The organism is Bacillus sp. NPDC094106, assembly GCF_044764345.1.
GTDB lineage: Bacteria > Bacillota > Bacilli > Bacillales > Bacillaceae_G > Bacillus_A.
In genome coordinates, this window is record NZ_JBIWHY010000031.1 from 11,841 (window position 1) to 38,638 (window position 26,798).

Annotated in this window: 20 protein-coding genes and 3 pseudogenes; 20 read left to right on the forward strand and 3 right to left on the reverse strand. The window is 34.1% G+C overall.

What is annotated here, in order from left to right:
- The first annotated feature begins 75 nt into the window (after positions 1-75).
- The 5 genes from ACIQ7L_RS26780 (at position 76) to ACIQ7L_RS26800 (ending at position 3,447) form a co-directional block, all read left to right on the forward strand.
- On the forward strand, positions 76-675 hold the full coding sequence (locus tag ACIQ7L_RS26780) for an undecaprenyl-diphosphatase (RefSeq protein WP_400573083.1): 600 nt from the start codon (positions 76-78) through the stop codon (positions 673-675).
- Positions 638-811, forward strand: coding sequence for a hypothetical protein (locus ACIQ7L_RS26785; protein ID WP_400573085.1), 174 nt, complete (start codon positions 638-640; stop codon positions 809-811). Before ACIQ7L_RS26780 ends, ACIQ7L_RS26785 begins: the two co-directional genes overlap by 38 nt.
- 394 nt (positions 812-1,205) lie before the next feature.
- Complete coding sequence (locus ACIQ7L_RS26790; protein ID WP_400573087.1) at positions 1,206-2,162, forward strand: phosphotransferase enzyme family protein; 957 nt, start codon at positions 1,206-1,208, stop codon at positions 2,160-2,162.
- A gap of 591 nt (positions 2,163-2,753) precedes the next feature.
- Positions 2,754-2,921, forward strand: a complete 168-nt coding sequence (locus tag ACIQ7L_RS26795) for a hypothetical protein (RefSeq protein WP_400573089.1) — start codon at positions 2,754-2,756, stop codon at positions 2,919-2,921.
- A gap of 16 nt (positions 2,922-2,937) precedes the next feature.
- The gene (locus ACIQ7L_RS26800; RefSeq protein ID WP_400573091.1) at positions 2,938-3,447 is read left to right on the forward strand and encodes a GNAT family N-acetyltransferase; all 510 of its coding nucleotides are present in this window, start codon (positions 2,938-2,940) and stop codon (positions 3,445-3,447) included.
- Positions 3,448-4,398: 951 nt separating this feature from the next.
- Here ACIQ7L_RS26800 and ACIQ7L_RS26805 read toward each other — a convergent pair.
- The gene (locus ACIQ7L_RS26805) at positions 4,399-4,872 is read right to left on the reverse strand and encodes a thioredoxin family protein (RefSeq protein WP_400573093.1); all 474 of its coding nucleotides are present in this window, start codon (positions 4,870-4,872) and stop codon (positions 4,399-4,401) included.
- Between the two features lie 570 nt (positions 4,873-5,442).
- Here ACIQ7L_RS26805 and colA (ACIQ7L_RS26810) point away from each other — a divergent pair.
- A complete protein-coding gene (gene colA / locus ACIQ7L_RS26810) occupies positions 5,443-8,331 on the forward strand; it encodes a collagenase ColA (RefSeq protein WP_400573095.1) in 2,889 nt (962 codons plus the stop codon).
- Positions 8,332-8,434: 103 nt separating this feature from the next.
- On the opposite strand, the pseudogene ACIQ7L_RS26815 reads toward colA (ACIQ7L_RS26810), so the two are convergent.
- A pseudogene (locus ACIQ7L_RS26815) lies at positions 8,435-8,836 on the reverse strand (IS4 family transposase); the annotation flags it as partial.
- A gap of 784 nt (positions 8,837-9,620) precedes the next feature.
- Between ACIQ7L_RS26815 and ACIQ7L_RS26820 the strand changes: the two are divergent.
- The 12 genes and pseudogenes from ACIQ7L_RS26820 to ACIQ7L_RS26875 form a co-directional block, all read left to right on the forward strand.
- Positions 9,621-10,562, forward strand: a complete 942-nt coding sequence (locus ACIQ7L_RS26820; protein WP_400573097.1) for a DMT family transporter — start codon at positions 9,621-9,623, stop codon at positions 10,560-10,562.
- The gene (locus tag ACIQ7L_RS26825; RefSeq protein ID WP_400573099.1) at positions 10,559-11,884 is read left to right on the forward strand and encodes a histidine--tRNA ligase; all 1,326 of its coding nucleotides are present in this window, start codon (positions 10,559-10,561) and stop codon (positions 11,882-11,884) included. The genes ACIQ7L_RS26820 and ACIQ7L_RS26825 overlap by 4 nt, the downstream gene beginning before the upstream one ends.
- Before the next feature lie 332 nt (positions 11,885-12,216).
- Positions 12,217-14,853, forward strand: coding sequence for a collagenase ColA (colA, locus tag ACIQ7L_RS26830; protein ID WP_400573101.1), 2,637 nt, complete (start codon positions 12,217-12,219; stop codon positions 14,851-14,853).
- Positions 14,854-15,474: 621 nt separating this feature from the next.
- Positions 15,475-15,876, forward strand: a complete 402-nt coding sequence (locus ACIQ7L_RS26835) for an excalibur calcium-binding domain-containing protein (RefSeq protein WP_400573103.1) — start codon at positions 15,475-15,477, stop codon at positions 15,874-15,876.
- A gap of 135 nt (positions 15,877-16,011) precedes the next feature.
- Complete coding sequence (locus ACIQ7L_RS26840) at positions 16,012-16,356, forward strand: DUF4064 domain-containing protein (protein ID WP_400573105.1); 345 nt, start codon at positions 16,012-16,014, stop codon at positions 16,354-16,356.
- Positions 16,357-16,661: 305 nt separating this feature from the next.
- Entirely contained in the window at positions 16,662-16,781 is a 120-nt protein-coding gene (locus ACIQ7L_RS26845) for a YjcZ family sporulation protein (RefSeq protein WP_400573107.1), read from the forward strand.
- A 574-nt stretch (positions 16,782-17,355) separates the two neighbouring features.
- Complete coding sequence (locus tag ACIQ7L_RS26850; RefSeq protein WP_400573109.1) at positions 17,356-18,486, forward strand: tyrosine-type recombinase/integrase; 1,131 nt, start codon at positions 17,356-17,358, stop codon at positions 18,484-18,486.
- Entirely contained in the window at positions 18,483-20,546 is a 2,064-nt protein-coding gene (locus ACIQ7L_RS26855; RefSeq protein WP_400573111.1) for a tyrosine-type recombinase/integrase, read from the forward strand. The genes ACIQ7L_RS26850 and ACIQ7L_RS26855 overlap by 4 nt, the downstream gene beginning before the upstream one ends.
- Positions 20,546-20,926, forward strand: a complete 381-nt coding sequence (locus ACIQ7L_RS26860) for a DUF6262 family protein (protein WP_400573113.1) — start codon at positions 20,546-20,548, stop codon at positions 20,924-20,926. The genes ACIQ7L_RS26855 and ACIQ7L_RS26860 overlap by 1 nt, the downstream gene beginning before the upstream one ends.
- A 177-nt stretch (positions 20,927-21,103) precedes the next feature.
- Positions 21,104-21,715 carry a hypothetical protein gene (locus ACIQ7L_RS26865; protein WP_400573115.1) on the forward strand — a complete coding sequence of 204 codons (612 nt, stop codon included), beginning with the start codon at positions 21,104-21,106 and terminating at the stop codon, positions 21,713-21,715.
- Between the two features lie 467 nt (positions 21,716-22,182).
- Positions 22,183-22,614, forward strand: coding sequence for an NUDIX hydrolase (locus tag ACIQ7L_RS26870; protein WP_035431940.1), 432 nt, complete (start codon positions 22,183-22,185; stop codon positions 22,612-22,614).
- A gap of 10 nt (positions 22,615-22,624) precedes the next feature.
- Positions 22,625-22,743 (forward strand): annotated as a pseudogene (locus ACIQ7L_RS26875) (AsnC family transcriptional regulator); the annotation flags it as partial.
- Positions 22,744-23,073: 330 nt separating this feature from the next.
- Here ACIQ7L_RS26875 and ACIQ7L_RS26880 read toward each other — a convergent pair.
- Positions 23,074-23,316, reverse strand: coding sequence for a DUF3937 family protein (locus ACIQ7L_RS26880; RefSeq protein ID WP_400573118.1), 243 nt, complete (start codon positions 23,314-23,316; stop codon positions 23,074-23,076).
- Between the two features lie 577 nt (positions 23,317-23,893).
- Here ACIQ7L_RS26880 and ACIQ7L_RS26885 point away from each other — a divergent pair.
- A pseudogene (locus tag ACIQ7L_RS26885) lies at positions 23,894-24,043 on the forward strand (IS4 family transposase); the annotation flags it as partial.
- Positions 24,044-25,004: 961 nt separating this feature from the next.
- The gene (locus ACIQ7L_RS26890) at positions 25,005-26,600 is read left to right on the forward strand and encodes an S-layer homology domain-containing protein (RefSeq protein ID WP_400573120.1); all 1,596 of its coding nucleotides are present in this window, start codon (positions 25,005-25,007) and stop codon (positions 26,598-26,600) included.
- Positions 26,601-26,798 lie beyond the last annotated feature (198 nt).

Consider the following 26,798-nt stretch of genomic DNA (forward strand, 5'->3'; position numbering starts at 1 on the left):
ATAATCAAAACTATTCATGTAATGAAGGTATATGGCAATCAGTTAAACACCTTACTATAAAGGAGGGATTTGAAAATGTCTTTTTCTCAATTCAATATTGATATTTTTCGAGCAATTAATGATTTAGGTAAACAATATTCATTCCTAAACTCAGCCATGGTATTTTTGGCAGAATATATGGTATATATTTTGGGTTTAATTATTATAGCTTATTGGTTTACCGGGTCCAGAAAAAGTAGGATGATGGTTATTCAAGCGATGGTTGCTTTTGTGATTGCTGAGATGATTGGGAAAATAGCAGGGAAATTTCATTTGAATTATCAACCGTTTGCAGTATTGCCTGATGTTAATAAACTTGTCGACCATGCTGTAGATAATTCATTTCCTAGTGACCATACGATTCTCTTTTTTTCGATTTGTTTTTCATTTTGGCTTGTTCGTAAAAAGACTGGATGGTTATGGCTTATACTTGCATTTTGTGTAGCGATCTCTCGTATTTGGGTAGGGGTTCATTATCCTTTTGATGTTGCAATAGGGGCTTTAATAGGATGTGTTTCAGCGTTATTTTCGTATTGGTTAGTACCGAAATTTTCTTTTATCAAACAATTGCTTACTCTATATCAAAGAGTAGAGAAACATGTTTTACCATCCAAAAACAAATCAAAGGGATTTTGAGTATACAAGTATAAAAGTTAGCGTGAAAGATACAGATGCTGACGACCTATATATGGAATGTATTCATGCTGCAGCTGTTGCTTCAGCTATCGCTGAACAAATTAAAGAGCAACAACGAATGAAGAAGGCTTCTTAATTTTGTGTGTTTGTGGATGTGATAAGCGCCCAGGTTTTAGGCAGTGTTGCAGTTCTCTTTCGTTGCAAAGTAAACGTCAAGTAACTCCAAAATCTACAATAAAAGTTGATTTTGGAGTTATTTTTTGTTTGCTTCACTTTTTTTCGGCACTCTACAGCTAGATGGTATTACTGACACGTACAAGTTATCAACAATCTTTATTTTGAAAGAATCTTAGCGTACGTTAAGAAAGTTCCTTAAACGACCGTTTTCGGTACTGTTTAAGGATACTGGATTGGATATATATGGTAGTATAGAGAGGGTGAAGAAATATACTTTAAGCTAACTGGCAGGTTAGCGGGAGGAAGAATTTAAGTTAGACAAGTCGAAATTTAGGGTAGGAAAGGAGTTTAAAATGATTAATCTAGAAAAGAAGATACTTAAATTAATGAATGAAATATATCCAGTGGATTTTATTAAAGTTAAATCAGTAACAAATGAAATGTATCAGTGTATTTCGGAACAAGGTGACTACTTCGTTAGAATAACTAACTATAAAACGTATGAAGAACAGTTGGAAGAAGTTAAATATACAGACTTTTTATATAGGGAAGGTTTAGGAGTACCTCCAATAATAACTTCTTTAAATGGTAAATTAGTAGAAAAAATAACACTAGACAAAGAACTTTTTATTGTATTGTATAAAGCTGCTTCTGGTATACACTTACCAAGAAGTCAATGGAATTCCAGTGTGTTGAAAAAATTGGGTCAGCAAATTGGTAGATTGCATCGTTTATCTAAAAAGTTTGAAAGTATTGAACCGATAAAACATATAAACGATTGGTATGACAATGAGGAATATTCTTTTCTTACCTATATCCCTAAAGAAGAAGGTATTATTAGAGAATTTGCACATGAGATTTTATCGTCGATAAAGAAGCTGCCAAAGAGTCCTTCAAATTATGGCTTGATACACGGCGATTTATGGTTAGAAAACATATTAGTAGAAAATGATCTGAATTTGACAATGATTGATTTTCAAGATTGTGAGAAACATTTTTATATATTTGATTTAGCAGTTCCAATCTATAGTGCGTTGGAGTATTCGTTTGTAGGGAATGGTAACATAGTTGACTATGGGAAGTCTATTACACAAGCAATAGTTGACGGATACCAAGAGGAAAATGAAATATCTAAAGAAATGATAGATAAGCTTCCTTTATTTATTAAATTAAAGGAAATATTTGAATATAGCTTAATGCATATGTACTGGAATAAAGAGGAATTAACCGAAGAACAAGTACGGATAATGAACCTTTATAGAATAAGGATTGAGAATAACTATCCTTTTCTTAAAATTCAGTTAAAATAATATTTTAGACTGAACAGCATTGGTTTAATTGGATTATCCATTCTTATTTTTCAAATTTAATAAAATAAAGTATTAGACTAAATAGAAGATATTGACATAGATTTGAAATAAAATCACGATATTTCTGTAATCTTTTAATAATAAATTAGTTGAAAATAAAAGACTACATACTATACGCAAAAGGGTATAAAACAGGGAATTATGTATAAGGGGTTGATTGGTTTTGGAGGAGGACGAGGCCCATAGCGGGAGGTGTATCCGCAGATGCGAAGCGCCGAGGACCTTAGCTATCTAGACAAACTGATGAGTTATCGACTCATACAAATACACCAGTGCATCTTGTTGAGTGATAATAAAGTTGCTTAAAAAATAATAAAGTCATTTAAAAACAAATAAAGATGTTTAATAGCAAGAGCTGATCCTAAAAATATTTAGTGTCGGCTTTTTTCAATTAATGTACAATAATAGCGTGAATGTTCACTCTATATAAGGTGAGGACAGAATTCTTTTCATATTTATGATGAAATAATTATTAATCCAGGAAGTGTTGGGCTACCGGCTTATGAAGATGAATTACCAATCTATCATAAAATGGAATCAGGTTCACCATTTACTAATTATACAATTGTTACAAAACAAGAAAATGATTGGATGATAGAGCAATTACATATTCCTTATAATCGAGATGAAGCAATTAATAAAAGTGAAATAAACGGTCGCTTAGATTGGGCTAGAGCACTGAAAACAGGAAGAATTTAAAATAGAGGTGATTGCCTTGGATATTGATGTGAAAATTGAACAATTATTTTTAATTGAAGAACATCTTAATGAGCTTTCAGAGCTTTTAATAAAGGTCGTAGAAGATGGGGCTTCGATTGGATTTTTACCACCAATGGGGAAAGTAGATGCAGAAAAGTACTGGGAAACCGTTCTTAGCTCCGAAGTGATTTTATTTGTTGCTAAATCCAACAATCAAATTGTTGGAAGTGTACAATTACAATTATCGACGAAGCAGAATGGAAGCCATAGAGCTGAAATCGCAAAATTAATGACACACCCCAATTATCGACGTAATGGTATTGGTCGTTTACTTATGCAAAGGGTTGAAGAAATCGCAAAACAGAAGGATAGGTCATTATTAGTTCTTGATACAAGAGAAGGAGACCCTTCCAATAAACTATATACTTCATTAGGTTATATTCAAGCTGGGCGGATTCCTAACTATGCGAAATCTGAGAATGGTGAATTAGCTGCTACCATTTTCTACTATAAAAATAACAATTAATCTTCTTGAACTAACAGGTGTTTAGTGGAATAAGGAGCATCAAAATGATTAAACTTTTTTAAAAAATGGAATCTATTTGTTTGCTACGAAATAAGGGTTTGAGCATCATTTTTAATTAAACTTTATTCTAAACTAACAACTTTGGTATTTATTCTGGTCCTCAATATGACACAACATTTTCTAATGGGGATCAAGTATCATTGGTTCACATCTCATTTATTTGTAAGCGGTACAGTGGAGAGTTAGTAGAAAGCAACGAGGAGTCCATACAGAATACATTTTTTCCAATTGAAGAGCTACCAGAAAATATTTTTAGGGAACATAAAATGTTTGTCAATGATCTATTATCGAAAAAACAACTGCCGATTCTTGGTTAATAATTCTATTCTTCAATGTAGTGTAGTACTTAAAGAAAATGGTAATCAGCCGCCTAATTGTTACGGGATACAAAAGGATTTTATCTGTATGGGGTGAAACTGGTACATAAGATTTAGGTATAAGGGTACCCCCTCATCGCTATCAAGCTAAGAAAATACAACTCCCCCAGAACGAGATTTTGTCCTAACTTGTAATAAAAAAGCTCATTTTTTCGTTTTGGGGTGGATTTGTTTTCTTAAGTTGATGGGCATGGGGTAGCGTCAGGAAAATGCGCATTTACAACGTTAAGGAAATTCCCATATTAAAAAGCCCAATTTCTCAGCATTTATATTAAGAAATTAGGCTTTTTTCGTTGTTCCGTTAAAGTGCCCGATTGTGGAAGATCATTTATGCTGTTTTATTGAAGATACGCCCCCGTTAATAATCGAAATAATAAATAAAATGATTTTACGGAACCAGCTGGACAGTTGCCGTTCTTAATTCTAATCCTGAATAATAGTATTATATTGAATTTATTATAAAAGGAGGTGATTATGTGTCTGATTTACACGAACACCATCACCACCATCGCTTTCAATATACAGCTCTTGGAAAGAATCCATCATATGTAGCGGCTGACATTGCTCCTTCAATCCGTTCAACTTCTTGTCCATCTTTATAGGCTACAGCAACTGGTGTACCTGGAATGTTGAAGTCTTGGAAAGTACTTTGATTTTCAGGTGTAGAAAGATCTATGCGGTAAATGGCCCTGTCATGTTTTTGGGACATACTGTTGATAGCCGGTGCAGCTTTCTTACAATATTGACAATTAGGCTGATAGTAATATGCAATGAATTCCTTTTTAGACTCAATTATATTTTTTAATTCTTCTTTGGATACATCCATAACGTTTGTAGGCCTTGCTTCTACATCCGCAGCAGATACGATAGGTTTGTTTGGTTTTGCTACCTCATTTTTGACGGCATCGTTTTTAGTCAGAGTAAAGATCAAAATACCAGCAACAAGTATAGTCGTAACAATAGCTCCAATTTTATATACTTTTTTCATCTGAAAAACCTCCTTGAAATTAAAAAAGGACAAACCTCGCCCGAGTTAACAGGGCGTAAGGTTTGTCCTTCACGCTACATACAATAGAGAAATACTAATGAATATTAGATTGTGTCTACATAATAACATAAAATCCATATAAAAATATATAATAAATAGGATAACAATAATGCGGCCATACATATAATTTCACGTATCATATGTGTTAATTAACAAAAAAACTAACAATAAGGGATTGTTTTCTTCAACGTTCAATTGTTAGGTCTTTCCCATGTAAGATAGTTACCATTAACTTTAAAGGTTTTTTTATTAAACTGTCCATTTTATAGGGTACAGTTCACTTAGCGTATGGAAATCAGGATTTTAACTTCAAAAAAATGTCTTATTGTATAAGATCAGTATTTTATCGGCAGAATCTGTTTCGTTTTTGTACACTTCTAGGAGATTTAACTAAATGACACAAACTGCATGTTTAGAAAGGTAAACAGAAATGCAATATTGCATAATATATTATTTTATCTTAATATAATGTTATTATTTTGAATGGATTAGATAAATGGAGGAAATGGTATGAAAAAGAAATCAAAATTTACTCAAATGATGCTCGGTATTAGTACAATGGCCTTATCATTTGGAGGCATTCAAACACAAGTATCAGCGGAAGAAAACACACCTTATAATGTGTTACAAAAGAAACCAATTGGGATAGAAACTTCAACAGATGAAATTGCCCATTCTACAAAAGCGGACGAAACATTGTCTTATGAAGAGCGTTTAAAAGTGAGAGATTTTTCGCAACGGCCGGCTCCGATCGTGAAACGAGCAGCGGCAAAACAATTTCAGCAAAAGTTTTCTGTGGCAGAGCTGAATAGAATGAGTGATGACGAATTAATTGATACATTGGCAAATGTTAGTTGGAATCAAATCGCAGACTTATCTCAATTTAATCAAGAAACAAAAGCGTTTTATCAAAATAAAGGGCGAATACAAGTTATCATTGATGAATTAGGTTGCCGCGGAAGCACATTTACAAAAGATGATACAAAAGGAATTGAGACGTTTGTTGAAGTATTATATTGCGGTTTTTATTTAGGCTTTAATAATAAAGAGTTAAACTATTTAAATGAGCGAAGTTTCCATGATAAATGTTTACCTGCATTAAAGGCAATTGCAAAGAATCCGAATTTTGAACTTGGTACAGATAAACAGGACAAAGTGGTATCTGTATACGGTAAATTAATTAGAAACGCTTCTTGTGATGCTGAAACAGTTCAATATGCAGGGAATATATTAAAACAATATAACAATAACATTTCTACATATGTAAGTGACAAGAATAAAGGGGACGCCGTGTATAATCTTATACAAGGAATTGATGATGATATACAGTCTTACTTGGGTGAGACACGTAAAAAAGCGGATGAAACAATATGGTATGGGAAAATTGATGGTTTCATAAATGAACTCGGTCGAATGGCTCTTCTGAATCATGTAACACCAGAAAATAGCTGGTTGATTAATAATGGTGTTTATTATGCTGGTCGTTTAGGGAACTTCCATAGTAATCCAAACCAAGTTTTAGGAGTACTTACACAGGCAATGCGTATATACCCTCGTTTTAGTGAAGCTTATTTTAATGCTGTAGAGCAAATTTCAATAAACTATGGTGGAAAAGATTATAATGGAAATACAGTAGATTTAAAGAAAATCCGTGAAGAAGGCCAAAAGCAGTACTTACCAAAAACGTATACATTCGATGACGGTTCTATTGTATTTAAAACAGGAGATAAAGTAACAGAAGAAAAGGTTAAGAGACTGTACTGGGCTGCTAAGGAAGTGAAAGCGCAATATCATCGTGTAATTGGAAACGATGCAGCGTTAGAATCAGGGAAGGCTGATGATGTACTAACAATAGTCATTTATAATAATCCAGATGAATATAAACGAAATAGCCAGCTATATGGATATGATACGAATAATGGTGGAATTTACATTGAAAATATCGGAACGTTCTTTACATATGAACGTACACCACAGCAAAGTAGTTATAGTTTGGAAGAGTTGTTCCGTCATGAATTTACACACTATTTACAGGGAAGATACGAAGTTCCAGGATCATGGGGACAAGCAGAAATGTATCGAAACGAACGTTTAACTTGGTTTGAAGAAGGAAATGCAGAATTTTTTGCGGGATCTACTCGTACGAATAACGTTGTTCCGCGCCAAAGTGTAATTAAAGGATTATCATTTAATCCTGCAGAGCGTTATACAGCAGAACGAACATTATTTTCAAAATATGGATCATGGGACTTTTATAATTATTCTTTTGCACTGCAGTCTTACTTATATACTCATCAATTTGAAACTTTCGATAAGGTTCAAGATTTAATTCGTGCAAATGATGTGAAAGGTTACGATGCATATCGTGAAGCTTTAAGTAAGGATTCAAATTTAAATAAAGGATACCAAGACTATATGCAGCAGTTAATTGATAATCAAGATACATATAATACCCCACAAGTATCAGATGATTATTTAGCTGACCATGCACCAAAACCATTAGCTGATGTGAAGAAAGAAATTGAAGATGTAGCACATATAAAAGATGCAACAATGACAAAGCATAAGTCTCAATTTTTTGATACGTTTACATTAGAAGGAACATATACAGGCGGCGTAACAAAAGGAGAATCTGAGGATTGGAAAACGATGAGCAAGCAAATCAATCAATCTTTAGAACAGTTAGCGCAAAAAGAATGGAGCGGCTACAAAACAATTACAGCGTATTTTGTGAATCATCGCGTGAATGCGAACAATCAATTTGAATACGATGTTGTATTCCATGGTGTTGCAACGGGAAAAGAAGAAAAACAGACGATTAAAGTAAATATGAATGGACCATACAATGAGTTATTAAATGAAAAAGTTGAGTTTCATAGCGATGGTACAGCAAGTACAGGTGGAAAAATTGTTTCGTATCTCTGGGATTTTGGCGACGGTACAACAAGTACAGAAGCAAATCCTGTTCATGCATATGGAAAAGAGGGAACATATACTGCGAAGCTAACAGTGAAAGATAATAAAGGAAAAGTGGGCCGTGGACAAACAACGGTTACCGTAAAAAAAGATGAGCCACCAGGTCATGGATTCCAAAGTGCAAAGGCAATTCGTTTTAATAAACTTTTCAAAGGAAATATGGATATGCCTAATATGGCGTATATTTACACGTTCGATGTCACATCTCCAAAAGAAGTAGATATTTCTGTTATAGATGAACAGGGCATTGGAATAAACTGGAGTCTGCTTAGCGAGTCAGATCTAACAAATCCTGTCGCTGATGGCCAAGCAGATGGAAATAATATAAAAGGGAAACTTGAAGCGAAACCTGGGAAGTATTACTTAATTCTATCTTTTGGAGAAGAAAATAGAAACGGAACATATTCATTATTAGTAAAATAAACCTATTTCCAATTTATAACTTTAATTTTTGGGAGGAGCCTGTCACTATGGCTCCTTCTGTTCTTTTTTGGAGGGTCTATCTAAGAGTTTGTTCTTAAGATAAAACGAATGAAAAGGAATCTGGGAGTTGAAATGCAGTTGAATCTAAAATACGAATACGCTTGAAAACAGAAGTATATGGAGAAGAAATCGGTATAGATGAGACCAATTTTTGGTTTAGTAGTTCAGCTAATATGTGTTGTAAAAATTGGACGGCCGCTTTATTAAACCGTTGATTCAGTCCTTCCGTGGATGCTTCTAAATAGTTAGATAAATGAGCTAAAGAGGTTGTAGCGACATTTTGACCCATCCATATACATAAAGCGACTAAATCTTTCGCTTGGTATGTACTGGTTCGTTGTACGAAACCAGTATCTCTAGCAAAATCTCGTAAGATATTTGGAGATAAAAAGCTTTGAATCTCTTGAGCAAATAGTTGTAATTCATCAGATACAGAAATATACATACAAAAACGCCATCCTTTCCTATGATTCTACAGAAAGAATAGCGTATTTTTTCATAACAGTGCAGAAACAGTTGCCAGTCATCACTTTAAATTTATAACTCTAGCAAAATAGAGCAAATAAAAAGCCCTAGAGGGGAACTCTAGAGCTACTAACAGGGTAATAAAAAAGACAAATGGTAGAGAATGATTTCCCTAGATGTTACAAGTTTAATATATTAATCACACATCTCCTTATCGTATTGAGGGCATCAACGGAAAATGATGCTCTTTTTTTATTGAACAAAATGGACACTTGAATAGGAGAGCCATAATGGATTTAACATTCAAGAATTTGAAGAACTGTTTTAATAACGCAATTGATAACAATGCGGAATATGTTGGTGTGCTAATCGAAATGTAAGGTTTCAATGATGCTGAGGTTATCATTAATTGCAGAGTGAACATTGCTGATAAACTAGACTATTATAGTAAGACATATAATACAGATTTAAACTATAAATTCGCTAAAGGTATTCGTATTATTGGGTTTACTTACAGTGATTCATTTGCTGAGATTCAAAAGGATTTAATCGGAGAGTAACATGATCAAAGTAATTTCAACTATTTTAGGAGCTGTCATGGTCAGTATAGTGTCTAAAATAAAAAAGATTTATATTCTGAAAATTCAATCAAAAATATAGAAAATGTTTATTTCAGGAAAATATTGAAAAATAAGGTGAATCATTTAATATTGTTAATAGTTAGTATATTAGGTCGTTTTTGATTTGAGAAGGGGAGGTTAGAATTGACAAAATTTCAAAAAGGGGCTACGTATGCCATTATTTCAGCTTTCGGATTTGGCGTTATGCCTATATTTGCAGTAAAGGCATATCAATATGGAATTACAGTAAATACGTTATTATTGCTTCGTTTTTTTCTTAGTACTGTAATTTTCTTTTGTTATTTTTTATTTAAGAAGACAAAAATAAATTTACAGAAAACGGAGATAAAAACATTGTTTTTATTGGGAAGTGTTTTATTTACTCTCATTTCTGTATTTCATTTTGAATCTGTAAAATACATTCCTTCATCAATGGCTGTATTACTTTTATTTTTATTTCCTATATTTGTTTCAATTCTTTCTTATTTTTTATATAAAGAAAGAATTGAAAGTAAAGCATTTGGAGCGTTGATACTGGCTTTTATAGGAATTAGCTTTTTACTAGGAGTTGCATTACAAGATTCTAACTTTTATGGTATTGGACTGGCTATTGGTGCAGCTATCGTATATGCATTCTATATGATTGTTGGGAAAAAGGTGACAAATGTAATTTCACCTGCGGTAACGAGTGCATATGTGACATTATTTGCTACAATTGGTGTCTTTACGATTGGCGTATTTTCTAGAAGTATACGATTTGATTTCGAACCTATGGCATGGGTTTATATTTTAGCTATTGTTCTATTCTCAACTGTTTTAGCAGAAATTACATTATTTCAAGCATTAAAGCGATTGAGCTCGACTAATGTATCTATCATCAGCATGATTGAGCCTGTTTTCACAGCTATTTTTGCAAGCTTTTTGTTACATGAAAATGTAACGTTTCCCCAAATATTAGGTGGTTTAGTCGTTTTATTTAGCCTAACGTGTTTCATTTATTTTCAAAGAGAAGTTTCAAAGGATTCTACAAATCTAAAAGAAGAATTGTTTGAGAAGAATAAACAAATAGGAGGAAGAGAATTATGAAGCCGAACATAGTAAGAAACAGTTTAGATATTCCAGATGGAACAAAAGATATTTTAGGATATGACATGCGGGTTAGAGAATATGTTATTGATACGATAAAAAATGTGTATGAAAGATTTGGATTTCAGCCCCATCAAACACCTATTTTAGAATACTTTACTACATTTGATGGGCACCATGGAGAGGGCGAAAAGTTGTTTTTTCATATGCAAGATACGAAGCAACAACATATGATTACTCGGTATGATTTAACAGTGCCATTGGCCAGGGTAATCACCATGAATCCTAATTTATCAAGACCATATAAAAGATATCAAATTGGTTCCTCTTTTCGTGATGATGTACCTAGTAAAAGTCATTTTCGGGAATTTACACAATGTGATGCAGATATGGTTGGCACAAGTAGTTTACTTGCAGAAGCTGAAATTACAACGATGGCAAATACACTATTGAAAGCATTACATATCGAAAACTTTACGATTCGAATCAATCATCGTCAATTAATTAAGGGAATCGCTCAAAAAGTTGATATACATTCAGAAGAAGGGCTTTTAGGGATACAATCTGCATTGGATTATGCAGATAAAGTCACAAAAGATGGGCTACAGGGCATTATAAATAAATTAGTTGAAAATGGTATAGAAGAATGCACAGCATCTCTAATTATTAGTAATATTCAAGGATTAAATCAAGAGATGGAACGAGAGGAAAGTCTTTATCGTAAGTTAGAAGTAATGAAGAGTTTTTTTGATCAGCAATCTGTGGTACAACAAGGAATTGAAGAACTCGAAACAATTTTTTCATACATGTCAAAAGATGTTTTAGAACGGATAGAGATTGATTTAACGTTAGCAAGAGGCGCTAACTATTATACAGGTTATATATTAGAAGGAGTTATAAAAGATTTAGAAATAGGTGCTGTACTGGGGGGAGGGAGATATGACAAACTTGTATCTTCCCTTGGTGTATTAGACGAACCAGCAGTAGGATTAGCGTTTGGATTAGAACGATTATTGCTAGCTTTAGAAGGGCTACAGTGTATCGATAGTAAAAGTGTATTAAAAGACAAAGTGTTATTAATGAGGGATGAATTTGTTAGTCCTAAATATATGTTATCCATTGCTAGTGAATTAAGAAATTATTGTGATGTAGATTTATACTATAATTCTTTTTCTAAAGAGGAAGGAATAGTGTATGCTCATGCAAATCAATATCCATTGATTTTGAAAGTTACAGAAGCTGAAATTAAAATGTATGATGTAATTGAAAATACGATATTCAAAGAGAGAATTGAGAGTATTATCCAACGTATTCGAAAATAATGCCATTAATTGTTATATATTGGAGAAGTACTTAAGAGGGGGCAAATGTCACTAACCTTCCTTATAGAGTTGGTGCCATTTTTTTGAATTTTTAGTGACATGTATACTGGAAGGCCACCGAAGTGGGTCTTTTCTGTGAATTTTAATATCGGCACGGTTTTTGCTTATATGAAATAAGGAAGGGGGGATAAATGAATTTAGCAGTAGCTGGAATGAAAATATTGACTATTAATTTTACGGGTATCACTGGGGGATGCCGTTATCTAGTAAAGCTACATAAAAGAAAGTTTCGATTTAAAAATATCTTTTGAAAAAGAAAGGGAGAAAATAGCATGATGAAATACTCGAAATTTTATAAACTGATGCTTGGTGTTGGAATTGTTACGATATCATGTAATGGATTGCAAATTCAAGCAGAGACAAAAGAGAAACATACAAAAAATGTATTACAAATGGAGCCGGTAGGAATACAGAAATCCGTTGATGAGTTAGCACACTCTTCGAACGTACAAGAAAGTACATCCTTTACAAAACGATTAAAGTTAGCAGATTTATCGCAGCGTCCACCAGCGCCAAAAGAGAATGCTAAACAGCTAGTTGAAGAAAAAAAATATTCAATGGCTGAGTTGAATCAATTAAGTAACAAACAATTAACTGATCTTCTTGTTACAATTCAATGGTATCAAATTCCGGAGTTATTTCAGTTTACTAGTGATAGTCTAAAGTTTTATCAAGATGATAGCCGGATGCAAGCAATCATTGATAAACTAGCAGAACAAGGACAAGCGTATACGAAAGATGATTCAAAAGGAATTGAGACATTAGTAGAAACCCTACGTGCGGCATTTTATTTAGGTTTTTATCATGATAAATTAAGCAAACTAAACGAGCGTAGCTATCATGATAAATGTTTACCGGCTTTAAAAACAATTGCGAAAAACCCGAATTTTAAACTTGGCACATCGGAACAAAACAAAGTTATTTCATCGTATGGCATGCTGATTGGAAACGCATCAGCTGATGTTGAAGTTATTCAATATGCAGGTGAAATTTTCAAACAATATAACGATAATCTTTCTACGTTTATTGAAGATCGAACAAAAGGCGATGCTATATATAATTTGATGAAAGGAATTGATTATGATGTTCAGTCGTATATGCATGCTACGGGCAAAGAACCAAAAGATACGATGTGGTATCGGAACATCGATAGCTTTATTAATGAAATAAGTCGCTTTGCACTCATTGGTACGGTAACAGACAAAAACGGATGGTTAATTAATAATGGAATTTACTATGCTAGCCGATTTGGCAAGCTTCATAGTACACATGTAAAAGGACAGCAAGTTACTACAGAAGCGATGCGGATTTATCCATATTTAGGGGAGCAATATTTTGTTGCGGCAGAACAAATTACTACAAATTATGGTGGAGTAGATGCGAACGGAAAAATAATAAATTTAGATCAAATTCGAGAAGATGGTAAGAAGAAATATTTACCGAAAACGTATACATTTGATGACGGAGCAATCGTCTTTAAAGCGGGGGATAAAGTTAGCGAAGAGAAAATTAAACGTTTATATTGGGCGGCAAAAGAAGTACGCTCTCAATTTTATCGTACAGTTGGTAGCGATAAGCCGCTTGAAAGTGGACATGCTGATGATGTGTTAACAATGGTTATTTATAATAGCCCGGAAGAATATCAATTTAACCGTCAATTGTACGGCTATGAAACGAATAATGGTGGTATTTACATTGAAGGAATCGGAACGTTCTTTACATATGAACGTACACCAGAGCAAAGTATTTATAGTTTAGAAGAATTATTCCGTCATGAGTTTACACACTATTTACAAGGAAGGTACGAAGTTCCAGGATTATGGGGACAAGGAGACATGTATCAAAATGAACGCTTAACTTGGTATGAAGAAGGAAATGCGGAGTTCTTTGCAGGCTCAACGCGATTAGATAGTGTTGTACCGCGAAAAAGTATGATTGGCGGATTATCTAATGATCCAGCGAAACGATATACGGCGGAGCAAACATTAAATGCTAAATATGGAACGTGGGATTTTTATAACTATTCGTTTGCATTGCAATCTTATATGTATCATAATCGTCCTGAGATGTTTGATAAAATACACGATTTAATTCGTGCAAATGATGTTCCAGGTTACGATGCGTACCGCTCTGCATTAAGTAAAGATAATCAATTAAATCAAGACTACCAATCTTACATGCAAATGCTGATTGATAATCGTGATAAGTATACAATTCCTCAAGTATCAGATGATTATTTAGCACAGCATGCTCCGAAACCGCTTTCGGATGTTACGACAGATATTACAAATGAAGCGAAGTTAAAAAATGTGAAGGTAACAAAGAATAAATCACAATTCTTTAATACATTTACACTACAAGGAACATATACAGGAAGTACGTCAAAAGGAGAAACTGAGGACTGGAAAGCGATGAATCAAGCAACGAATGATATGCTAAAACACCTTTCCGAAAAAGAGTGGAGCGGATACAAAACATTGACTGCTTATTTCGTAAATCACCGCATCAATGCTGCTGGACAATTTGAATATGATGTTGTGTTTAGCGGAATAAATACGGAAGAAGATACGGCTGTAGAAAAAGAACCGAATAATGAATTTAATACAGCGAATCCGCTATCTCTGAACACGTTATTACGGGGGAGTCTAAGTGATCAAGATCAAGTTGATCGGTTTGTTATTGATGTAAAGGATACGAAAGATTTACAAATTACCGTTACGAATGAACAAAATATTGGACTGAATTGGGTATTATATTCTGAGTCAGATCTTAATAATTATGTCGCTTATGCAACAAAATGCGACGGAAATAAATTACTTGGAAATTATTATGCGAACCCAGGGAAATATTACTTGAGTGTATATAAATATGGCGGTGGAACAGGAAGTTATACAATAGAAGTAAAATAATTTAAAGAGGCTGCTTCGAAGACTTTTGTTAAATATTTTATAAGAATTACAGTGTTCGATAATTACATGTTACTTTATAAACAACCGATTTTTTCTTAATGTAGGAAAAAATCGGTTGTTCAATTCTAGAAATTATCTTATTGTAGGCTTTACGTCAAAATATTGGTGCTACCCCATAGTAAGATTTAATAACTTTTGCATAAGCATCAAATATATATAGTATACTTAAGTTATGATGACAAAGAGAGCGAATGCTCTCTTTGTCTGTTAATCTCATGGTTTGTTACTTTTCTGTACTGTCGCCTGTTAATTTTATTTAGATTCAAGAAATTTGAATCAATCTTTGTTTTAACAAGAATAGACATATAATGTTACACATTATATAAGAATAAAAGAAGAGGATAGTGACAGGCAGAATAATTCTGTATGTTCTATCCTTTTTTTGTACCACAAATGACCTCATTTACCACAACATTTGTATTGGCTGTCCACTTGTTATCAAGTTAATGCTCTCATTAGCTTTTATAGGGGTACGCCCCACATCCATCAATTTAAGGATTTTATAACACCCCCAAAACAAAAAAATGTACATTTTCAACTGGAGATGTCAATTTTTTCGTTTTGGGGTATTTTCTTTTCTTAGCATGTTGTACTTTATTTATAGGGTTAACAGCTTGTAGTAAATCTACTGAAAAAACTAGTACATTAGAAGAACAAAAGCAAGAAACTAAAAAAGAAAAAGAGCAAAAGACAAACAATGAACAACAAAAGGCGGAAGAACAAAAGCAATTAGAGACCCAAAAACAAGCTGAAGAACAGAAAAAGCAGCAAGAAACTGCTCAAGCAAAACAACAACAACAAACTGCTCCTAGCCAAGGAAAAGTTCATTTTTCAAGTTGCAAAGAGGCGAACGACGCTGGTTATTATGATATAACTCCAGATAGTCCTGCATATTCCAAGAGTTTAGATAAAGATGGTGATGGAGTAGCTTGCGAACACAAAAAGTCTGGAAAGAAACATTGATTTTGTGAGAAAGAACTCAAGAGAGTTCTTTTTTATTTGTCCGTTCGACAAATTGTGACACGAAAGATGTAACTATATTTGTTATGCTTAACTAGAAATCTTACATTTTATATATTTGAAGGAGAATTTACTTACATGAAACGAACAACTGAATTTGTATTAGGTCTTATTGGTGGTATTTTTGGCATTTTATGTGCGTTTATCGCATTATTTATTGGTGGTATCGCTTCCGCTATGGAAGCAGACGGAGCAAACAGCGTCATTGGTTTAGGCTGGCTAGCTGTTCTTCTATCTATCTTAGGTATTGTTGGATCAGTAGTAGTGAGAAGTAATGCTAAAGCTGGTGGTATTATGATGACAATCGCTGCAATCGGTGGATTTATCTGTGTTTCATTCGTTTATATTTTACCAGCTGTTTTATTATTAATCGGTGGATTAATGGGAATCTTCCGTAAAGATAAGACTGCTGCATCGGTATAATCAAGGCACTCGAAAGAGTGCTTTGATTTTGTTAAATTCATATAAGATACTGATTTAATTTATATTTCTTAATACAAATATAGATAAATATGGTAAAATGGTAATTGGATGGGAATACGATATACTTGTATGTATTATTAAAATTAAAGTGGTTATTGAGTCAGAGAAAGGCACCTTATGGTGTCTTTTCTTTATTTCTCAACGGACCTGCTCACTTAGATTCCAACAACATACAGTAAAGTGAAACCGTTAAAAAATATGTGCAACCCAATGTTTTTATCTCCTATTTCAAAGGAGGATTTAATATGGGCTTTGGTGGTAGCTGTGGTGGCTTTGGAGGCGGATTCGCTTTACTCATTGTGCTATTTATCCTATTGATTATCATCGGATGTAGCTGTTGGGGAGGCGGCGGATTCGGGTACTAAAGAAAATAGGCGCTCATTTGAGTGTCTTTTCTTTTTAGGAAAAACAATGTATTAGCATAATAAATGGATTTAATTTCACAAGGAATAACATATGGATTTCAGTTCAATAAAATTACCAACACAACTTACCGACCCACTAGCAAAAGGAGCTCTGGCTTTTATCATAATACTTATAATCCGTTACGTTATAGCAAATTACGTCCCAAGAACTATTCCGCCGGAGTTTAGGGGAATTATCGGATAACTATATTAGTAATTGTAACTTACAAAATATGGACATATATACCAGTTCTATTTTAAAGATATGGGTCTGTGTAGCAATGGAACCAAATCACGCTATAAGCATTTTAAACAGACTATAATTAATAGAGGATACTATGTTCAATATGAAAACATATATCCTCTTTTTTCATACATAATAGAATGCATAATCAGATATTTAAAGTATGGTCTATTATGTATATAATGTTCAAGGAATATTTGTTTATTGAGGTGGAGGACGTAGCCCATAGCGGGAGGCGTAGTGAGGTCGTAAGACCGAGCATAAAAAAGGGTTTAGGGGGGGTGCAAGTCTATGCGAGTACAAGAAGTTATCCTAGAGAATGGAAAGAGATACATGTTAGTGGATGAGAAAGGCATGCCTGTAATCCCTGTGATGAAGTACCTCAAGTATCTCGACAGTACGGGCAAAAGTAGTAATACCCAAAAGACTTACTGTTATGCGTTAAAGCAGTATTTTCTATATCTACAGGAGACAGAGAAAGATTACAAGCATATACGATTGGAAGACTTAGCGGAATTTGTTGGCTGGTTACGGAATCCGTATGAAAGCACGAAAGTAATGTCTATGATTCCAGTAAAGGCAAAGAAAACAGAAAGGACAGTGAACCTGACAATTACCACTGTTACTAACCTTTATGATTACTTATACCGTAACGAAGAGTTATCACGAGATATGAGTGAGAAGTTGATGAGACAAGTATTTACAGGCGGGAGTACGCGGTACAAAAGCTTTCTCTACCATGTAAACAAGGATAAGCCATCCCTCCGGAATGTGCTGAAAGTGAAAGAGCCTCGTAAGAGGATCCAAACGCTGTCGAAAGAACAAGTGCAGCAAGTCTTTGCGGCAACCACCAATATACGAGACGCCTTCCTAATTCAACTCTTGTTCGAAACCGGGTTACGGATTGGAGAGGCGCTTTCTCTATTCTTGGAGGATTTCAAATTTGATCATGGACAGGGCCACCGCATTCGTTTAACGGATCGGGGAGAATTAGAGAATGGTGCAAAGCTCAAAACGGGGGAACGGGAGATTTTCGTGTCGCAAGCCCTGATGGATCTATACGATGACTATTTATACGAAATCATCGATGAACTCCCTGTAGCTACTAACTTCGTGTTTGTAAAGCTCCGTGGGGAGAACGTAGGAAAACCTATGACATACAGCGATGTAGAAGCCTTATTTAAGCGATTGCGAAAGAAAACAGATATTAGCGTCCACCCACATCTGTTTCGTCACACACACGCAACGATGTACTATCAAGAAACAAAGGATATTAAGGTTGTACAAGAACGATTGGGCCATTCACAGATTCAAACCACAATGAATTTGTATCTTCATCCTTCGGACGAAGATCTCCGTAAGGAGTGGGAAAAGGCACAAGATGCCTTTCATATACAACAACAGAATGGTGGGAAAGAATGAAATATATACAACAAGTTGAAACCGAGCAACTTGGGTTTCACGAGCGATTGCAGCACGAGCTGTCGAGTTATCTGGAGAAGAAAATGAAACATGATGGCTCCGTTACTATCAAAAGAGTAAAAAATATTGACCAGTTTCAGGAAACAGTAGAGAACTATACAAATAAAAATCGGAACCTCCATTTCCAGATTAACAGTCCCACGGTTAATCTGGAAATAAAATATGTATGGTACCACAAATTATTTAACGAAAGCTGGACATTGAACTCTGCTTTTAGCTCATATGTAACGAATTTACGTAAGATATCAGAGTTTCTTAACGAATTATATCCTAGTCTCTTCTCTCTTCTTGACCTGGATTTGGAGAAAACAGAACGTGAATGGATGTTTTGGCTAGAAAAGCAAGGAATTACTACACGAAAAATTATTAGAAATGTAAAATACGACAAATATACCCATAAATCAGGCATAGCAATTTTTTTTCGTACCGTTTATTCTAATCTCTTTACATTAACAGACACACGTGAAGAATGGGAAAAAGACCGTTGGGATGTACGTATACTTCATGAAAAATATGGAATTTCTTATAATAAAAGTAGGAGCCATTTTTATCTTAATTTCACTAATATTCCAGGAATGAAAATGCGAAAGGAAATTAAGCGATATTTTAAGCAATGCTTACTTAGTAAGAACCATTTCTCGTGGGGTACAGCAGCAAATTACTTACGGGTTTTGCCTCAGTTTCTATCATTTTTATTTTCATTGGAACCAACATGGGATGATTTAAAGCGATTGAAGCGTTCTTATATAGAACGCTATATCCAGTGGTTACACGAATACAGCAAAAATAAGGTAACTCAAAAAAACGCACACCCTGAACATTATGTAATGATATCATTAACTCGTTTGGGCAAGTTTCTTGAAGATATTCAGCGATATGAATACGACATTGCACCTGAAACACCTGTACGATTATTGATTTTTCCAGAAGATAAGCCGAAATTGAGAAAAAAATCAATTGATCAAATTGACTATATACCTGACTACGTATTAGAGCAACTCTTTACTCACCTCAATGATCTACATAGCGATGTTATACCGGTGATATGGATTGCTTTTAAAACAGGGTTGCGTATTTCAGACGTGTTAGGACTCACAAAAGATTGTCTTTTACAATTGAACGGCAAATATTCCATTGTAACAGATATTGAGAAAACGTATGTACAAGGGCATCGAATTCCCATTGATGAAGAACTAGCCAAGATTATTGCAGTTTTAATCTCACAGTCTAAAGCTAGAAGTACACAAGACAATAACCCGGAAGGGTACATTTTTACTCGTTATAAGGGGCCTAGGAAAGGAATGCCTTATTCTCAAAGTTGGGTTCGAGATCAGCTAAGGGTGCTAGCCTACAAGAAACACATTGTAGATGAGAATGGAGACATATTTCACTTTACACCACATCAATTCCGCCATACGTATGCCGTTAAACTGTTAAATGGTGGTGCTGATATTCTAACGGTACAGGAATTGTTAGCTCATGCCTCGCCTGAAATGACCTTACGGTATGCAAAACTGTTGGATGACACGAAGCGTAAGGCATTCGAATCAGTCATCAATCAAGGTGTGTTTAGCTTTGATCTGAACGGCGAAGTACAAGATATCCAAATTGGTGAAGATATCCCAGAGGACATCCTGCAAGCTCTTTGGCAAGATCATAAACTCAATGCGATGGATAACCCATATGGGACGTGTCATGCACGCTTGAAAGGCAATTGCCCGCATATGGAAGCCCCTCCTTGCCTCACGTGTAACGGAGGAAGTCCGTGTAAAGACCTAGCAATTGGTTTTTCTGAGTATGATGTACAAAAGTATGAATTGCATGTGAAGACGACATTGAAAGCCATTGAGGTTGCAAAACAGCGTGGGCGTGAGGATATGGCGGTAAAGCAAGAGAGAAACCTTCACCGATATGAGGGTATCTTACATAATATCCGCGAAGGCAATGTGATTTTTGGTAGACAAGAGCGTATGAACCGAAAGCGAGGTATACATAATTAATGGCTGAATATGACCGTAAAGAGCAACTAAAAGCGATTCACAAATCAAGGAAGGCCTCCACGCACCAAAAGGTCAACGTAGCTATTCAGCGGCTCGTGCGAGCCAATGAGGCTATTAATTTTAACAGTGTAGCGAGCGAAGCTGGTGTGGCGAAAGCTACACTATACAACAATCAGGAACTGCGTCAACGAATCGAGGCATTGCGGCAACAACAAGCGCAGGCTCCATCACCCAAGCAAATTAAGCGAGAGATGGATGATAACAACAAAGATGCCATTATTGCTTCCCTTAAACGAAAAAATAAGAAGTTAGAGGAAAAAAATAAAGAATTACGTGAGCAATTGAAAATTGCTTATGCAGAAGTTTATAAAAAAATTTAGGGAACATCGTTCCCTAAATTTTTCCACTAAAGGGCCAGATTGTGGAGTAATACCTTTAAAGAAAATTGGATTTATAGGTTAAAATTTAGAAGAGATTGTGAAATTCTGTACTTAAATTAACTGGCAGGATAATTAAATAAGCTTCGGAAAAAATACATCTTAAAAAAGGTGCAAAAAATGAAAAAAATAATCCTTTCAGTCTTACTTTTATTAATTTCAATCGGTACTGTTGAGAAAGTATCTGCTCGTTCATTACAATCAACTGAAGATACATTAGAAGTCGTTGAACACCCGGAATTATCAATAAAACAAGCGATTGAATTAGCATATCCTTCTGCTTTGGAATGGAATAAAAATGCTCAATTATTACAGGGAGTTAATATAGATAAAGATAAGCCCGGTAAGTCAATTGGGAGCAATGGTAAAAGAAAATACTGGAATATTGATTTTGGGGTGCCAGATACTAATAAAGTATTTTTAGTCACTATCTATGAGGGAAAAATTGTTCAAGCAAAGGATGTAACTAGGAAAGGTGATTCTCCTTATCCTAAAGAAGAGTTTATGAGGGTGGAAGATATTAACTACGACTCTCCTCAATTATTAAAAAAAGCATTAGAATTAGGTGATATTCATCCAGGTAAAAATTGGGCTAAAGGCTATAATTTTATAATTAGAAAAGACCCAGAGACAAAAATCCCCCTGATATTAGTAATAGGTTGGAATAGTGACCAGACAAAAATGAAAGCAGTGGGCTTTAATGCTTCAACAGGAGAGTATATTAAACCATAGTGTGTAATTTGTTGAACAAGAAGTAAAGGAGTGGTACATATTATTCATGACCAATATGTACCACTCCTTATTTTTTATGACTTTTTTTGATTTAGGTCTTGATAAAGCATTAGTGGACACTAGAAATGGTGAAAATGACTAAAATTATATAGATTTTTGGATACATAGATGATTTTTGACCGCACTCTTCTCGTTTTTTGATTTCAGAATGTCCTCTAACTAATATTAGTGGACATCAAATATATAAAAACCTGTTGTAAATTTATAATAAAGTTTGACCGTTTATAAAAAAGATTGATTAAAAGTCCTGTATTGATGCAGGATTTTTTTGTTCTGTAATTGGACCATATTTTGGAATAAGGAAGGGAATTGGATTGTTCATTTTGAAATAGTAAGTTATTCCAGAAAAGAGCAAGGTTGCTGTATAAAGATAGACCTACTAAATTTATAGAAATGGAGGAAGTCAATTGGAACAAATCACACAAAATATTTATTCACCGCCAAAACATATAGTTTCAGCAGCGACTATTGTAATCAATGAACAAAAAGAAATTCTATTGATCAAGGGACCTAGAAGAGGTTGGGAAATGCCAGGTGGACAAGTTGAAGAAGGAGAGTCTTTGAAAGATGCTGCAATAAGGGAAACTAAAGAGGAAACAGGTATTGATATTGAGGTTTTAAAATTTTGTGGAGTATTCCAAAATGTGAACCATTCAATATGTAATACGTTGTTCTTAGCTAAACCAGTTGGAGGCAAATTAACGACTACACCAGAAAGTTTGGAAGTAGGGTTCTATCCTATTGAGCAAGCTTTAGAAATGGTAACTTTTATGAATTTCAGACAAAGAATTGAATACAGTTTGGATGAAAACAAACAACCTTTTTATATAGAATTTTAAGAAACGATCTTCCATAGAAAGTTTAGAACAATTTATTGATGATTCAATGCAATATGGTACGCCATCAACGAATATCGTGTTATCTTCTTATGAAAAAAAATAATTGCTCCCTTTATTAGTGAAGAATAAAAATACTGGCATAATCAATTAACTATTGCTTACTCAATAATCCTTTAAAAATAGCCCTGATCTTTCTGCCTTGTATAAAAGAATCAGGGTCTCTAATCGTTTTTATCGTTTTGGGGTAACCCATTTTTCTTAGCTTGATGGGTATGTGGTGCTACCCCATTGCCATCAAGTTAAGAAATACACTCTCCTCCAAATCGAAAAAAATGAGCTAAATTCTCATAAATAACTGTATTATATCTTATACAATGAAATTCATTTTTAAAATTTTTAAAAAAAGATGTACATTTACATAATTCACCTTAACGGTAGCAAATCAGAAAAAAACGGAATCTACATAGATTCCGTTCTTTCTGGTAATTTCTTCGTGAATTGATATAAAGCAATTGCTCCTAAAATGACAAGTATACCTTCAGGAGCATCTAATAACACAGATTTCCATGTTCCTGAAATTAATAATTCATTACCTGTAGAAGATTTATAATATCCCTCTATACAACCGATAGTAAATTGAATTACAGATAAAAAGATAAATAATCCTAAACCAATTTGAATCCCTTTTTTATTTGTAAACATAGTTCCCTCCCCTTTCTAATAATGTTATATCAATATATATAAAATTATTATAAAAATTATTTAAATTTCTGTCAATGTGACTGGAGTAAAAGAAATTTTTAAATGTCCCGTTATTTTTCGTTTGGGTTACCACCACATCGCTATCAAGCTAAGGTTTTAATATACCCCCTAAATAAACTTTTTCTTTAATTAATGCGGTATGTGGTGATATTGTGCTATTTAGATATACAATTAGATATATTCTATTTATTTTAATTTTTTCTGTGATAATATTTGATATAAAACATATAATCTTTATATTTTTATATTAAATAAAAGGTGGGAATGATTAATGAAGAAACAGTCTCAATATATGTCTCATTTAATTATTGGCCTACTATCACTTTTAGCTATATTATTTTCGTTTTTTGGAAACTATAAAAGTACTATTTTTAAGTACTCATTTATATTTATATGTTTAATTAATATGATGATAAATTTCTTTTCTTATTATAAAAAAAGAAATAATTAGTTTTCTCTAAAAGAAAAAATACGCTATTCTTTCTGTAGAATCATAGGAAAGGATGGCGTTTTTAATATGAACTTATCGATTTCTGATGAACTAGAATTGTTTTCTAAAGAGTTACAACGATATATGTCACAGGATGCTTTAGAACAATTAGCTAAAAATGTAGGATTTGTTAAACGAAAAAGTAAATACCGCGCACAAGATTTAGTGGCCCTATGTACGGGCATGGGGTTGCACCCCACATTCTTAAGTTGATGGATGTGGGACGCTATCCCTTAAAGAGTGTTTTAGGTATAAAGGGAATTAATAATCATATAATGGCACAGAACGGTTTCTAACATGTTACCCCATATATTTTACGATGGGGGAGTGCTCTCTTTCATTTGCACACAATGAAGTTCTTAACATACAATATCAGATCAACATAAATATACCATTACTCGCATAAAGAGCTCTATAAATAGGGATAGGGCTCTATTATTTGCACACAAGGAACTTTTAAACATACTATATTGAGTCGGGGCTATTCCACAAACTCCTTTTCAGAGGGACAGGTTTTCCGCGATAGAGCTGCGCCATGTGAAAAGGAAAAGCATTGCTATTTATTTCATACTCATAGTATTTCAAGGGTACTTTATAGTGCTCTTTTTTTATTGATAAAATGGATATTTGAATAAGGTTATAAGATGTATATAGGCTTGATTATTTTAGGCGCTGCCGTGGTCGGCACAGCGTCTTATTTGTTGTTAAGGAAAGATAAGGAGGGGAAGAGATGAAAATTATTTTATTTAAATTATATTTTTGTAAAGATACTAGGGGGTGTGCTACCATGTATAATGTGGTTGAAACCGCAAAAGAGAACAATTAAAGTCCCTATCATTCTCTTCGATATTTGTTTGAAACGCTCCCCAATATCGATTTAAACAATTATGAGGAAAAATCTGTGTTGGATTTTCTTTTCATTGGTCTTAGTTGTGGGAGGAGCCCTAGTGTTGAGTTATAACTCTGAAATACTGACATATCTAGGAAGACCTATAGATTTCGGTTGATTATATGAAATGAAAAATCAAGTTGTTATCTTTTGGGTTCAGACTACCATTATTTAAACTATTATTCACACTAAAAGAAGTACAAGGAGGACGGTATATCAATCGCAATATATAGATATACCAAATTATAAATGATCATTAAGTTTAATAAAAAAGTAGTAGCATTAACAGCAGGATTAACGGTTTTAACTTCACCATTAGCATCATTTGCAGAGGAACAACAGGGGGGGAATAATATTAAGCCTGCGGAAGTTCAAGGACAAGGTAAGACGGATCAACTTAAAGTTTCAGAAGAACAGGCTTTACAAAGTATTGAAGAAAGTTTTAAAGATGTAGATGGAAGGGGTATCGGTAAAGAAGAAGTTACTGACAAGGTAAAACCTTCAGAAGAAGAAACAGGTAGACTAACACCACCTAAAAACAAGTTATCTAACCGTAGTTTAAGTGGTAAATATTTAAGTAGTGGCACTAGTACAATAAACGGTGTTCCATTTACAGAATGGATTGTCCCACCAGGAAACGATAATATCAGACCTCAAAACCGGATGGAACCGAAGTACATTACAATTCATGAAACTGATAATACTAGTGTTGGAGCAGGAGCAAAAAGCCATGCTAAATACCTATATAACCAAGCAGTAGGGGATACAAACCGAGTAGCATCATGGCACTTTACAGTAGACGATAAAGAGATTTATCAACATATTCCTATCAATGAAAACGCATGGCATGCCGGTGATGGTAATGGTTCAGGTAACCGAGAGTCTATTGCAATTGAAATCGCAGTTAACCAAGATGGTAACTACGATAGAGCATTAGAAAACGCTAAGAAATTAGTAGCATATTTAATGAAAGAAACTGGTATTACAGTAGATAACGTAGTAAAACATCAAAAATGGAGCGGTAAGCATTGCCCAGACAATATTATTAATAGAGGACTTTGGAGTTCATTCTTAGAAGGTTCTCAATGGTATTATGATACTAATTATAAACCTCAAGACGATATTACAGGTGGTTGGTATGAATCTAGTATTCGTGAGTTAAATAAAAGGGATATTATGCAAGGTGAAGGAGACGGAGTATTCTCACCTAACAGAGAGGTAACAAGAGCAGAATTTGCTCAATTAATCTCTAAATCTCTAAACCTACCAAGTGGAGATGCTACATTTAAAGACTTAGATGATGCACATCCATCTTTACGAGACGGCATTCGACGTGTAGCAAGTGCAGGAATCATTCAAGGTAGAGGTGACGGTTACTTTGATCCTAATGCACCGATTACAAGAGAAGAATCAGCAATCATTGTAAACAAGGCTTTACAAACTAAAGACTTATGGGGACCAGTTGCAAAACTACCATTCTCAGACTTAGACCAAATTAACTATAAAGAAGACGTTCAAAGACTATATGGTTTAGGTATTATAAAAGGTAAAGGTAATAACGTATTCGACCCTAAGGATACAACAACTCGTGGTGAGACAGCAAAAATGATTTTAGGTATGCTTCAAGTAATTGAAACTGGTAGTATTCAAAATGTAATTGGAACGGCTCAAATCAATGGTATTGGGGTAAATATTCGAAGCGGAGCAGGTACAAACTACTCTATTGTTAGAAATGCAAGTAAAGGCGAAAAAGTTACAGTATATGAAGAAAAGAACGGTTGGCTAAGAATTGGAACAGGTCAGTGGGTTTATTATGACTCTAGTTATATCAACTATAACAGATGATATAAAAGTAATTTCTCTTCTGAACAGAAAAACTAATATAACTGATGGCATAGGGAACTTTGTATAAAGTTCCCCAATTAATGTTTAAAAATCAACAATAAAATTTAACGAATTCCCCGAAAGAATTCTCCTTCCTCAAGCGTGTGAAGGGCGTAGCCCAACGGTAGGTGGGAGATGAATTTCGGTTTGGCGTAGCAA